Below are 12,654 nucleotides of genomic sequence, written 5' to 3' on the forward strand. Positions count from 1 at the left end.
GCCGGTACAGGAGAAGACCATGAAATACCCATCGATCGCCCTGTGCCTGCTCGCCCTGGGCGGCTGCGCCAGCCAGGGCAGCCGCGAGATGCCGGTGCAGATCCTCACCGCGCCGTCGGCCGAGAGCCAGGCCACCGAAGTGGCCAAGCGCGAACAGGTGCTGCGCCCGCAGGACGTGCTGGAAGTTATTTTCCACATCCCCAACAGCTCTTCGGGGGTGTACCGCATCCAGTCCGGCGACACCGTCGACCTCAACTTCATGGCCGCCAGCGGCCTCAACGGCAGCCAGCTGGTGCAGCCCGACGGCACCATCACCTTGCCCAGCACCAACGCCCCGGTACGCGTCGAGGGCCTGACCACCGCCGATGCAGAGGCCGCCATCCGTGATGCCTACCGCAACAAGCGGGTGTTCCAGAACAACCGTGACCAGGTCACCGTGCGGGTGCTCAGCCCGATGACCAGCGAAGTCCAGTTGAAGAACACCCTGACCCACCCCGGCACCGGCATGAGCCGCGACATCACCGTAGGTAGCGATGGCCGCGCGACCTTCCCGGAAATCGGCTCGGTGCCGCTGCAAGGGATGACCGTCAACCAGCTGCGCGACTACCTCAACGAACGCTACGCCAGCCTGCCTGGGCACATGACCGTCGACGTGCTGCTCAAGTCCACCGCCGGCAACGAGATCTACGTGCTCGGCGAAGTGGGCCAACCCGGCGCCTTCCCGATCCGTCGCCCGGTCTCGGTGCTCGAGGCGCTGACCCTGGCCCGTGGCCCGACCCTCAAGGCCAAGCTCGGCTCGGTGGTGATCATGCGCCGCGAGGGCAACACCGTCCACGCAGTGAACTACAACGTCGACAAGGCCTTGGCAGGCGGTAGCCAGAACCTCGCCTACCTGCAGCCCGAAGACATGCTGTACGTGCCCAAGACCAAGCTCGCCAGCGCCGCCGAGCTGTCCCGGCAACTGGCTGACGTGGTGTTGTTCCAAGGCTGGGGCTTCAGCTTCAGCTACCGCGTCGACGACAAAGACAGCGACAACTGACAGGGGGAGCCCGGCATGATCACGCAACCGAAAGAAAACTACGTGCATGAGTTCTTCCGCATCTTCTTCGCCAACCGCCAATTGGTGAAGCGGGTGTTCCTGGTCTTCGCGGTGATCGCGGTGCTGTTGCCGTTGCTGCTCAAACAGAGCTACGACATCACCGCCGAGGTCATCGTGCAGTCCAAGAAACTCTCGCAGAGCGACACCAGCTCGGCCCTGGCCCAGGAGGCCGACCAGTTCATCCCGCCGTCGCTGGCCGACATGGAAACCGAGAGCAACATCCTGCGTTCGCCCACGTTGATCCGTGAAACCATCAACCAGCTGCGCAAGGAAGGCCACTACCAGACCGAACCGGGCCTGCTCCAGCGCACCCTGTTCACGCCGCTGCACGACGCCGTGGTAGCGCCGGTCGGGCGCCTGTTCGGCAGCAAGCCGGAGGACGCCCGCGACACCGAACTGGACGCGCTCACCGAGCAGGCGATCAAGGGCCTGACGGTCGAGACCCTGCCCGGCTCGAACGTCATCTCGGTGGTGTACAGCGCCGAGGATGCCAAGCTCGGCACCCTGTTCGTCGCCCGGCTGCTGGACAACTTCCTGAAAAACCGCCAGGACCTGCAGTCCAACGAACTGCCCGAGGCGTTCTACGAGCAGAAGAAACTGCATTACCAGGCCCGCCTTGGCGACCTCGAGACCCAGCGCCTCAACCTGCTGACGGCGATCGGCTCGTCCGACCCGAAGGAAGAGATCACCTTCCGCCTCAATGCCATCAACACCGAGGAGCAAGCGCTCAACCTGCAACGTGATCGCCAGCTGCAGAACAGCCAGTGGCTCGATTACCTGCGGGCCAACATGGCCACCGCCAGCAAGGCCAGGATGTTGGACTACGCCTTCCCGTACACCTTCACCACCACCGTCGACAACGTGGCGTTCGAAGACCGCGAGATCAAGCAGCTCGGTGAGCAACTGACCACCCAGACGGCCCGCTACAACGCCGACCTGACCGTGTTCCAGCCAGGCTCCGAGCAAATGCTGCTGGCCCGCGAGCAGATCGCCAAGCTGCGCGGCCAGTTCCTCAAGATCGTCGACAACCGCATCCGTGAACGCCAGCAGGACCTGGCCGTGACCCAGCAGGTGATCGAGCAGAAGACCCAACGCATCGCCGAGTACAAGGACCGCATCCACCAACTGCGCGAGACCCAGAGCAAGACCCGCCAGCTGGATACCGAGATCGAGGCGTTGCACAAGGCCTTCTCCACTTACGCCCAGCGTTACGAAGAAAGCCGTGGCCAGGGCCTGCTCGATGGCAGCCAGTCCAACGCGCGAATCCTCAGCGCACCGTACGAACCGACCGCCGCAGCGTTTCCCAAACCTGGCCTGATCATTCCGTTCGGTTTGTTGACCGGCCTGCTGCTGGCGATCGCCATCGTCTACGTGCGTGAGTTCTTCGACCACCGCTTCAAGCACCCGGCGCAGCTCACTCATCAGCTCGACCTGCCAGTGCTGCTGGTGATCAACGACCAGACCCCGGCCCTGCCCAACCCGCACAAGACCTGGACCGTGCCGCGCCTGGTGCACTGGGTGCGCAATTGAACGCCGCCGTGCAGGGCTGCGCCCGGCCTATCCTGCACCTGCTGAGCAGCGGCGGGTTCTACGGCGCCGAGCGCATGTTGCTGGACCACTGCCTGGCGACGCCCGGCCGGCATCGGGTGCTGTTTCTCGATGCTCCGGCCGAGCTGGTCACGCGGTTTCGCCAAGCAGGTGTGGACAGCCACACCTGCGCGGGCCTTGGCGAGCTGCTGGCGCACCTGCGCCGGCTGCGCGCCGAGGGCGTGCTGATCAACAGCCACAACTTCAAGGGGCTGCTGTTCGGCTGGTTGGCGGCGAGCCTGCTGCGCCTGCCGATGGTCGCCACCCAGCACGGCTTCACCCCACGCAGCCGCAAGCAACGTTTCTATACCTGGTTGAGCCTGCAGTTGTGCCGCACGCCAACCATTGGCCAGGTGGTCTGCGTGGCGGAAAGCATCGCCCGCATCCACCGCGACGCCCGGGTGCCGGCGCGCAAGCTGGAGGTCATCCCCAATGGCCTGCCCGCCTCGGCCCAAGCTGCCGGCAAGCGCAACTGGGGCCAGCGGGGCGACCCCTGGCTGGCAGCCTACGTCGGCCGCCTGAGCCACGAGAAAGGCCCCGACCTGTTCCTCGATGCGCTGATCCCGTTGTGCCAACGCTTTCCCCAGGCCCACGCGGTGATGCTCGGCGAAGGCCCGGAACGTGAGCTGCTGCAGGCGCGCATCGATGCCGCAGGGCTCGCGGGTCGTATCACCCTGCCCGGTTTCCAGCGCGACATGCACCCGTGGATGGCGCGCCTGGACGCCCTGGTGATCAGCTCACGTACCGAAGGCACGCCGATGATCCTGCTCGAAGCCATGCAGGATGGCGTGCCGGTGGTAGCGTTCGGCGTCGGCGGTATTCCCGACGTGATCGAGCATGGGCGCAGCGGCTTGCTGGCCACGCCACTGGCGGTGGACGAACTCGGCGGGCACCTGCGCGCCCTGCTCGAAGACCCGGCCCAGGCCGAGGAACTGGTGGCCAGCGCCCGCCAGACGCAACGCGAACGCTACCACCTGCCGACCCTGGCACAGCGCTGGGCCCGGGTCTACCGGGGCTCGCCAAAGGAGGTTGTCGCATGATCATCCCGCTGTCGCTGGTGGGCCTGGTCGGCCTGCTGTGCCTGGGGCTGCTGGCCAGCCCCTATCCGTACCTGGCACCCGCCGGGGTACTCGGCCTGGCCGGGGTCCTGGTGTTGTATCGCAAGCCAGCCTGGGGCCTGCTGGCGATCGCCACCCTGGTCCCCCTGGAAGGCCTGCTCAAGGACAACCTGTTGTCCGCGGCCAAGCTGGTGGGCATCGGCCTGGTGCTGATCCTCAGCTTGCAGCTGGCCATCCGCCAGTTGCCCAGTGAGCGTTTGCGCAGCAGCCATTGGCGGCTGCTGATCCCGTTCATGGTCCTGTACCTGCTGAGCCTGTGGACCAGCGACAACCTGCAATTGTCGGTCGGCCACCTGCGCGAACTGCTGGTGGGCCTGGTGGTGTTCGTCATCACCCTGTTGGCCGGACGCGACCTGAATCTGCCCATGCTGGCGCGGCTGGTCACCCTCAGCGTCTGCGTGATCTGCCTCTTCGCACTGTTTTCCACCCAGTACCAGGAGCAGGGCCGCGCCTCGGCAATGCTCGACCCCAATGCCTTCGCCCTGTTGGTGACCATCGCCCTGCCCATGGCCCTGTGGCTGGCGATCAAGACCCGTCCACTACCCCTGCGGCTGTTCTGGGTGGCCTGCTGCCTGCTGTTGCTCGTCGGCATGACCAAGACCGAGTCACGCTCGGGCCTGGTGGTGCTGATGATCAGCCTGGGCATCGTGCTGTACAACTACCGCGAGCAGCTGGCGCACATTCGCCCACGCCACCTGGGCTTCGCCATGCTCGGCCTGGCCATCCTCCTGCCGCTGGGAGCGGCGGTGATGCCGGCAGGCTACATCGAGCGCATCCAGACCCTGGTGCAACTCAAGAGCGGGGTCAACGCGCACAAGGACGAATCCCTGGGCCGGCGTTCCTCCTACCTGGTGGTCGGCAAGGAGATGATCAGCCACAGCCCGGTGCTCGGCACCGGCCCCGGCACCTTCCCCCTGCATTACGCGCAAACCGGCTTTTCCAAAGCCTTCGCTGGCTTCAGCGCCAAGACCACCGACCTCTACCGGCGCGCCCACAACACCTACCTGGAAGTGTTCACCGAACTGGGCCTGCCGGCCGGGCTGCTGTTCGTCGGGATGATCGCCCTGGCCGTGCGCAACTTCTGGCACGCCCGCGCCGCCTGGCGTGCCAGCGGCGACCGCGACACCGCCGACCTGATGACCCACTTGACCATGAGCATGCTGGCCATCGGCTTGTTCCTGATGTTCCTCAGCGTTCCGGCGCACAAGTACCTGTGGCTGATGCTCGCGTTGTCGAGCGTGGTGGTGCGCCAGGCCAGTGAGCCAATGAAACGGGAGGCCGCGCGATGACCCTGGTCAGCATCGTCATCCCGATGTTCAACGAGGCCCGCCACATCGGCCGCACCCTCGACGCGGCGCGCCGCGCTGCCCGCTACGCCGGGGTGGACTGCGAACTGGTGGTGGTCGACAACGGTTCCAGCGACAGTGGCCCGCAGATCGCCGTGCAGCACGGCGCCAAGCTGCTGAACCGGCCCCGGGTGGCCATCGGTGCCCTGCGCAACCACGGCGCCCAGGCCTGTACGGGCGATTGGCTGGCGTTTCTCGATGCCGATATCGAGGTCCCCGGCAACTGGCTGAGCCTGCTGCTCGACCTGCAGCGACGCGGCGAAGGCGATGTGTTCGCCCTCGACTGCGACACGCCGCGCCAGGCGCCCTGGTTCGCCTATGCCTGGCAACGCCGTACGCTACGCGCCGGGCAGACCGTGCAGGACTGCAACTGGCTGCCCACCCCCAACCTGCTGATGCGCCGCCGCTGGTTCGAGCAGGTGGGCGGCTTCGACGAGCGCCTGCGTACCGGCGAAGACAAGGACTTCACCCTGCGCCTGAGCGAGGCTGGTGCACGCCTGCGCGTGCTGCGCCAGCCGGTGGTGCTGCACTGGGGCTTCGAAGGCAGCTGGGGCGAATGGCTGGGCAAGGAAATGTGGCGCCAGGGCAGCCATCTGCAGTTGCTGCGCAGCCATGGCCTGAGCCTGCGCCTGCTGCGTTTCCCGCTGCTGTCGCTGGCCGTCTGGGGGCTGGACCTGCTGGCCCTGTCGGCGTTGCTCGACGGCTTCGCCCACCTGGCCTTGGCGTTCCTGCTGCTTGGCGCCCTGCCCGCCTTGGGCCTGGCGCTGCGCCAGAGCCTGAAACACCGCGACCCGCTGCTGAGCCTGCAACTGTGGGGCCTGCACTGGTTACGCCTGCACCTGGCCGGAGCGGCCTTCGTGCTCAGCCTGTTCAACCGCAACGCAAGGAGGCCCGCCCGTGGCTGAAGTCATTTTCTGGCTGTGCCTGCTTCTACCCCTGTACGCCTGGGTCGGCTACCCGCTGCTGCTGAGCCTGGCGGCACCGTTGTTCCCCCGGCGCCGCCTTGCGCCACTACCGCCCCAGCGCGTGAGCGTGGTGATCGCCGCGCACAACGAAGAGCGCCATATCGAGCACAAGCTGCGCAGCGTGCTCGGCCAGGACTACCTGGCTGCCGAGCTGCAGGTGATCGTCGCCAGTGACGGCTCCAGCGACCGCACGGTGGAGCTGGCCCGTGGCGTGCGTGACCCGCGCGTGCAGGTGCTGGACCTGCCACGCCTGGGCAAGACCGCCGTGCTCAATACCGCCGTCAGTACCTGCCGCGGCGATATCCTGGTGTTCACCGACGCCGACAATCAATGGGCCGGCGACACCCTCGGCCTGTTGTTGGCGCCGTTCGCCGACCCCGAGGTCGGTGGCAGCGCCGGGCACATGATCATCCCCAATCCGGGCAAGGGCCTGAGCCTGGGCGACAGCCTGTACCGGCACTATGAGGCCTGGCTGCGCAAGGTCGAGAACCGCACCGGTTGCATGGTTTCTGCCGACGGTGCTCTGCTGGCCGTGCGCCATGAGCTGTACCAGGCGATTCCGCCCCAGGTCAACGACGACTTCTTCATCAGCACCTGCGCGCCGGCCGCTGGCAAACGCATCGTCTATGTGCCCGAGGCGGTGGTCATCGACCAGGGCGTCGACGAGGCCGGCAAGCAGTTTCGCCGCCGCCAACGCGTCACGGTCGGCGGCCTGCAGAGCCTGGCTGCCCGCAGCAAACTCCTCAACCCGCTGCGCCACGGCCTGTACGCCATCGCCCTGATCAGCCACAAGCTGATCCGCCGGCTGGCGCCGGTGCTGTTGCTGCCGCTGTTGCTGGCCAATCTGTGGCTGGCCGCCGAGCCCGGCCTGTATCGCGTGACCCTGGCCGCCCAGCTGCTGGGCTACGCCTTCGCCATCGCCGGCCTGCTCGACGTGCGCCACCGCCTGCCCAAGCCGTTTCGCCTGGCGGCCTTCGTCCTGGTGACCCTGGCTGGCATGTGCGTAGGGCTGTGGCAGTTCCTGCGCGGGCAGGGCTACAGCCAATGGAACCCGGACCAGAATCGATGAGCAGCCACCCATGCCGATAAAGACCCGAATCAAGCAGGCCAGCGGTTGGCTTTACTTCAAGTCGCCCAAGGGCCGTGCCGAACTGCGTGGCGCCGGGGTGATCCTCATGCTGCACCGGGTGCTGGCCGACGACGCCAGCGCCGCGTTGCCCCACCGCAACGAGCTGTGTGTCGGCCCCAAGGCCTTCGAGGGCTTGCTGCGCTGGCTGCCCAGGCACTTCGACTGCGTCAGCCTGATGGACCTGCTCGATGACCACGCCAGCCCCCGCCGTGAAGGCCGACCCAAGGTGGCCCTGACCTTCGACGATGGCTGGCGCGACAACGCGCTCAACGCCTTTCCGCTGCTGCACAAGCACCAGGTGCCCGCGAGCATCTTCCTGTCCACCGACTTCATCGGCAGCCGCCAACGCTTCTGGTGGGAAAGCGTCGGCGAAACCTTGTGGGGCAGCCATGGCGAAGCACCGCGCAAGCACCTGACCGAACAGCTGCGCAAGCTCGGCAGGCCGCTGCCGGCCGCCTACTTCATGACCGAACGCCCGCAGGCCCGCAGCCAGGCACTGGCGCATTACCTGCAAAGCCTCAAGAGCCTCAGCCAGCCGGCCCTGCAATTGCTCACCGATGCTTGCCCGGCCGAATCCATGCCCCAGGCCATGGACTGGCAGCACGTGCAGGAACTGGAGAGCTCCGGCCTGGTCCGCTTCGGCCCTCATGGTGCCAGCCATGCCCTGCTGCCACAGCTTGACGACCATCGTCTGGACGAGGAACTGCAACGCAGCCAAGCTGCTTTGCAGGCAGGTTGCCGCGATCCGCTGCCAGTGTACTGCTACCCCAACGGCGATCACGACGAGCGGGTGCGCGCCCGCGTCGCGGCGCATCGTTACCCGTTCGCCCTGAGCACCCGGCCTGGCATCTGCCGCGGTTATGACGACCCGCTGGCACTGCCGCGCATCGGTGTCAGCCAGCGCAACGCCAGCCGTCCCATGCTGCTGGCCTGGCGCATGAGCCGAGGAGGCCGCGCATGAGCCGCGACAGCTACCTGCGCCATTTGCTGCTGAGCATGGGCACCAAACTGGCGATGATCGCCCTGCGCCTGCTGCGCAACGTGCTCCTGGCGCGCATCCTCGGCCCCAGCGAACGCGGCCTGTTCGCGCTGCTCAGCACCCTGCCCGACCTGATCAGCGCCGCCACCAGCGGCGGCCTGAACAGTGCGGTCGGCTACCAGGCGGCCAAGCAGCGCGACATGGGCCTGCTGCTGACCCAGGTGCTGGTCTATGGCTGCCTGCTGGCCGCCGTGCTGACCTTGGCGTGCGTGTGGCTGGTGCGCCAGTTCGGCGCCGACCTGGAAGTGACCGTGCAACTTGGCCTGCTGGCCTGGCTGTTGCTGCTGGCAGTGCCGATGACCGTGCTCAAGAGTGGCCTGCTGACCTTGCACAACGCCAGCGGCGGCGTCGGTGCCTTCAACGCCCTGCGCCTGAGCGAGTCGCTGGCGCCGTTGCTGTTGTTCGTCGGGCTGTTCTGGATGTGGCACGAACATGCCCTGGAAGCCGCCCTGATCAGCTGGCTGGCGGGCATCGGCCTGGTCCTGCTGCTCGGTCTCTGGTGGTTGCGTCGCCAGCACGGCCTGGGCTTGAAATGGGACCGCAGCGGCCAGCGCGAACTGCTCAGCTACAGCGCCAAGAGCCACCCGGACCTGTTGTTCCAGCAACTGATCCTGCGCTCGGACTACCTGTTCATCGGCGCCATGCTCGGCAGCACCGCACTGGGTCATTACGCCATGGCCAGCGCTGCCGCCGAACTCCTGTTGATCGTCCCCGAAGCCGTCACCACGCCCCTGATGAAGCGCCTGCTGCAACAGGACGAAGGCATGGACAGGCTCACCCCGCTGGCGTTGCGCCTGACCGCCACGGTGATGCTCGGCGCCTGCCTGGGCATGGCACTGATCGGCGAGTGGCTGATCGTGACCCTGTTCGGCGCGGCCTACCAACCGGCCTACCCAGCGCTGCTGGCGCTGCTGCCCGGCCTGCTCGGGCTGTGCTACGCGAGCATCCTGCGCCTCGACCTGCTGGGCAAGAACCGCCCCGGCACGGTGTCGCTGATGATGGGGGCCGGCGCTGCCCTGAACCTGCTGCTCAACGTACTGATGATCCCCGCCTGGGGCATCGTCGGCGCGGCACTGGCCTCGTCCATCGCCTACCTGGTGGTGACCGTGGCGATGCTGGTGCTGTATTGCCGGCTCAGCGGCGTGCCGCTGGGCCAGACCCTGATCATGCTGCCCAGCGACTTCACGCCGTTGCGCCAGATGCTGCAGCGCAGGCCAGCATGAGCATACCTTCACCGGCCCCGGCGCACGCGCGCAAGGCCTACCGCTTACTCAACCCCCGCCAGGGCGCACGACGTTGCCCTGACATGGACCGCGTCATGAGACGCACCGCGACCTGCCGTAAACAGGAGGCACCATGCGCGTATTGAGCAAGATCAACGACCGTATCAAGCGCAAAGGACTGCGCAATACCTTCAACGCCGCGTTCAAGCGTTTCGTCTTCTATCACTGGGAGCTCGTGTGGATGGAGCGCGATCTGGTCAGCCCGGTCCCGCCCCACCGGCTCAAACCCTACCCGCCGCTGCGTGTCGAGGCGATCACGGTGAACAATGTCAAAGCCTTCGCCCGGCATTTCGGCGACCGCGTCGAGACCATGCGCGAGCTGGCCGCCGAGGGCCACACCGGGCTGATGTTCCTCGACGACGCAGGCGACGTGGTGGCGTTCATCTGGGGCAGCGCCCGGCACTACCACGACCGCCACTTCTATGGCTGCTGGTTCCCGGTGGGGCCTGGCGAGTTCTTCGAGTTTGGCGGCGAGCTGACCCGCAAGTACTGGGGCACCGAGCTGTCCGTCGACCTGCAGCTGGCGCTGTGGAAAGCCATGGCGGCCCAGGGCTGCACCAAGGTGGTGGACGTGTGCGAGCAGCACAATATCCCGGCGCTCAAGCTGCACCTGCGCATGGGCTACCAGGAGCAGGGACGCATCATGAACGTGTACTGCCTGTTCGGCCGCTGGAAATTCTTCCGCGAGTCTCGCTACAGCGACTCACGCCTGGAACCGTTGCGCAAGCCCACGGCGGAAACCGCCCCGGCCGCGGCCTCCTGAACCATGGCCTTGCGCTTGAGCTGGTGCGCCTCGCTGCGCACCCCCGACTTCCCCGCTGCCGACTATGAGGCGCTGCGCCAGCGCCTGCCCGGCAGCACCCCGTTCAACCACCTGGCCTGGCTGCAGGCTGCCGAGGCGGCCCTGGGCCCAGGCCAGCAACTGCAGGTACTGCTCGGCCACCAGGGCGAACGACTGTGCCTGTGCCTACCCCTGGTCCGCGCCCGCGAGCCTTTCGGCCCGCTGCATGTGCCGGTGGTGCGCCACCTCGGCTACCCACTGGCCGACCGCATCGCGTTGCTCATCGACCTGCCCGTCGCCTACGCCAGCCGGGTGCTGGCCACGATCCGCCAGCAGTTGCCGCACGCCCTGCTGCAACTGAGCGAGGTGCCGGGTGAGGCCGATGGCTGGCTGCGCCAATGGGCGGCGCAGAGTTCGATGTTCGAGCGGCGCCTGACCTGCAAGGTGCCGGTGCACCGCATCAGTGACGCCGACCGCCAGGAAATCAGCGGCGACCCGCGCTACAAGCTGCGCCGCGCGCGCAAGCGGATCAAGGCCTGTGGCGCCCAGGTACGGCGGGTGATAGCCAACCCCGACAACATCCGCGCACTGCTCGACGCGGTCAGCGCGGTCGAGGCGGCCAGCTGGAAAGGCGACGACGAGGTCGGCATCTTTTCCGCTGAACAGCATCGCCAATGGATGTACCAGGCGTTCACCGCGCTGGCCGCCGAGGGCTTGGTGTGCCTGGTGCTGCTCGAACTCGACGGGCGCTGCATCAGTTATCGCCTGGGCCTGCTCGAACGCGGCCGGGTGTACGACTACAACCTCGCCTTCACCCCCGAGTACCGCGACCTGGGCAGTGGCCGGGTGCTGCTCGAAGAATTCATCCATTGGGGCCTGGACGAAGGCTGGAGCTGGGTCGACGCTTCGCGCGTGAGCCTGAGCAATTCCAGCCACCAGCTCCACGAACGCATGACCGACGCCATCGAACAGTGGCGCCTGAGTTGCTACAGCTGGCGTCTCGACGGCTTGCTGCTGGGCCTGGCCCTGCGCACCTGGCAGCGGCTCAAGCCGCACCTTCGCAAGGGCACGCCGGCCAAGCCCGCCGACAGCACTGCCCCCATCCCGCAACAGGAGAGCCCGAATGCCATCCCAGGTCATAGTCAACGCTGACGATTTCGGCCTCAGCGCCCATACCAACGCGGTGATCCTGCGTGCCTTCCAGGCCGGGCTGATCAGCTCGGCGACCATCATGGCCAACATGCCGGCCTTTGCCCCTGCCTGTGTGCTGGCCCACCAACCGGCGCTGCGGGGGCGCATCGGTCTGCATTTCAACCTGACCTACGGCCGTCCGCTGAGCCAGGCGATCCTGGCCGAACCACGTTTCTGCACACCCCATGGCGAGTTCGACCTGCGCCTCAAGCGCCGCGCCCTGCGCCTGAGCCCGCGCGAGCGCGGCGCAGTGCAAGAGGAGCTGCGCGCCCAATGGCAGCATTGCCTGGACCACGGAGTGCTGCCCAGTCACCTAGACTCACACCAGCATGTGCACAATATCTGGCCGATCGGCGACCTGGTGGCCCGCTTCGCCCGCGAGCAAAGCGTGCCGGTGCGCCTGGCACGCAACCTGGGGCACAACATCGGCCCGCTCAAGCGCGCCTTCAAGACCTTGCTCAACCTGCGTCTGCGCCAGCTCAGCGGCGCTACCGCAGATTACGTCTGCACCCCTGCCGACCTCAAGGCTGGGCTGGCCCCTGCAACCGGTGTGCTGGAAGTCGTCGCCCACCCCAGTGCCCTGGGTGGCCGCGACTTCGGCGATGCCTACCTGGATTCCGGTGAGTCCCTGCAGGCGCTGATCGAGCAGCGCTTGCAAGCGGTGGAGCGGATCAGCTACGCGGCGATGCCAGACGTGGTCTGATCCCAGGCCTGATGTCGGGCTCAGGGGTTGATGGAACCTTTGAGCCCCTTCCCCGCCTTGAACTTGGCAGCGCGCACGCCGGGGATCTCCACGATGTCACCGGTCCTCGGGTTGCGCCCCTTGCGCGGAGCCCGCGGCGTGGGCGAGAACGTACCGAAGTTGACCAGCGTGACCGTCTGGCCCTTGGCCAAGGCCTGGGAAATACAGTCGAGGAAGCTGTCAAGCGCTTCCCGGGCGATCTTCTTCTGGATATTGGCTTTCTTCGCGACGTTTTCGACCAGGTCTTTTTTGTTCATTGGGCTGTCCTGTGAGCTGGATGCAAAAGCCCGGCATTCAGCGCGAATGCCGACGCAGCCTGCATTTCAGAGGCTGGGCGTGCAGATCGCAACTGGTAAAAATGTCAGTAGCCAAAC

12 protein-coding genes are annotated in these 12,654 nt (G+C 66.8%); 11 read left to right on the forward strand and 1 reads right to left on the reverse strand.

What is annotated here, in order from left to right; translation table 11 throughout:
• Positions 1 to 19: 19 nt before the first annotated feature.
• From IAE37_RS00215 to IAE37_RS00265, 11 genes are all read left to right on the forward strand, one after another.
• Positions 20 to 1,039, forward strand: a complete 1,020-nt coding sequence (locus tag IAE37_RS00215) for a polysaccharide biosynthesis/export family protein (RefSeq protein ID WP_201167019.1) — start codon at positions 20 to 22, stop codon at positions 1,037 to 1,039.
• Positions 1,040 to 1,054: 15 nt separating this feature from the next.
• Positions 1,055 to 2,629, forward strand: a complete 1,575-nt coding sequence (locus tag IAE37_RS00220) for a GumC family protein (protein ID WP_201167021.1) — start codon at positions 1,055 to 1,057, stop codon at positions 2,627 to 2,629.
• The gene (locus IAE37_RS00225; RefSeq protein WP_236409708.1) at positions 2,626 to 3,726 is read left to right on the forward strand and encodes a glycosyltransferase family 4 protein; all 1,101 of its coding nucleotides are present in this window, start codon (positions 2,626 to 2,628) and stop codon (positions 3,724 to 3,726) included. The genes IAE37_RS00220 and IAE37_RS00225 overlap by 4 nt, the downstream gene beginning before the upstream one ends.
• Positions 3,723 to 5,093 (forward strand): O-antigen ligase family protein, encoded by a 1,371-nt coding sequence (locus tag IAE37_RS00230; protein ID WP_201167023.1) that lies wholly within the window; start codon positions 3,723 to 3,725, stop codon positions 5,091 to 5,093. The genes IAE37_RS00225 and IAE37_RS00230 overlap by 4 nt, the downstream gene beginning before the upstream one ends.
• Complete coding sequence (locus IAE37_RS00235) at positions 5,090 to 6,055, forward strand: glycosyltransferase family 2 protein (RefSeq protein ID WP_201167025.1); 966 nt, start codon at positions 5,090 to 5,092, stop codon at positions 6,053 to 6,055. Before IAE37_RS00230 ends, IAE37_RS00235 begins: the two co-directional genes overlap by 4 nt.
• Positions 6,048 to 7,184 (forward strand): glycosyltransferase family 2 protein, encoded by a 1,137-nt coding sequence (locus IAE37_RS00240; RefSeq protein WP_201167032.1) that lies wholly within the window; start codon positions 6,048 to 6,050, stop codon positions 7,182 to 7,184. Before IAE37_RS00235 ends, IAE37_RS00240 begins: the two co-directional genes overlap by 8 nt.
• A 10-nt stretch (positions 7,185 to 7,194) precedes the next feature.
• Positions 7,195 to 8,205, forward strand: a complete 1,011-nt coding sequence (locus IAE37_RS00245) for a polysaccharide deacetylase family protein (protein WP_201167041.1) — start codon at positions 7,195 to 7,197, stop codon at positions 8,203 to 8,205.
• Positions 8,202 to 9,506 carry a lipopolysaccharide biosynthesis protein gene (locus IAE37_RS00250; RefSeq protein ID WP_201167044.1) on the forward strand — a complete coding sequence of 435 codons (1,305 nt, stop codon included), beginning with the start codon at positions 8,202 to 8,204 and terminating at the stop codon, positions 9,504 to 9,506. The genes IAE37_RS00245 and IAE37_RS00250 overlap by 4 nt, the downstream gene beginning before the upstream one ends.
• A 133-nt stretch (positions 9,507 to 9,639) precedes the next feature.
• Positions 9,640 to 10,329: a GNAT family N-acetyltransferase gene (locus IAE37_RS00255; protein ID WP_201167046.1), complete on the forward strand. Its 690-nt coding sequence runs from the start codon at positions 9,640 to 9,642 to the stop codon at positions 10,327 to 10,329.
• A 3-nt stretch (positions 10,330 to 10,332) separates the two neighbouring features.
• Positions 10,333 to 11,499 carry a GNAT family N-acetyltransferase gene (locus IAE37_RS00260; protein ID WP_201167048.1) on the forward strand — a complete coding sequence of 389 codons (1,167 nt, stop codon included), beginning with the start codon at positions 10,333 to 10,335 and terminating at the stop codon, positions 11,497 to 11,499.
• Positions 11,471 to 12,241 carry a ChbG/HpnK family deacetylase gene (locus IAE37_RS00265; protein ID WP_201167051.1) on the forward strand — a complete coding sequence of 257 codons (771 nt, stop codon included), beginning with the start codon at positions 11,471 to 11,473 and terminating at the stop codon, positions 12,239 to 12,241. Before IAE37_RS00260 ends, IAE37_RS00265 begins: the two co-directional genes overlap by 29 nt.
• A gap of 20 nt (positions 12,242 to 12,261) precedes the next feature.
• On the opposite strand, the gene IAE37_RS00270 is transcribed toward IAE37_RS00265, so the two are convergent.
• Entirely contained in the window at positions 12,262 to 12,585 is a 324-nt protein-coding gene (locus IAE37_RS00270; RefSeq protein WP_328822684.1) for an HU family DNA-binding protein, read from the reverse strand.
• Positions 12,586 to 12,654: the final 69 nt, after the last annotated feature.

Source organism: Pseudomonas sp. S31, from assembly GCF_016648105.1.
In the GTDB taxonomy this organism is placed as follows: Bacteria; Pseudomonadota; Gammaproteobacteria; order Pseudomonadales; family Pseudomonadaceae; genus Aquipseudomonas.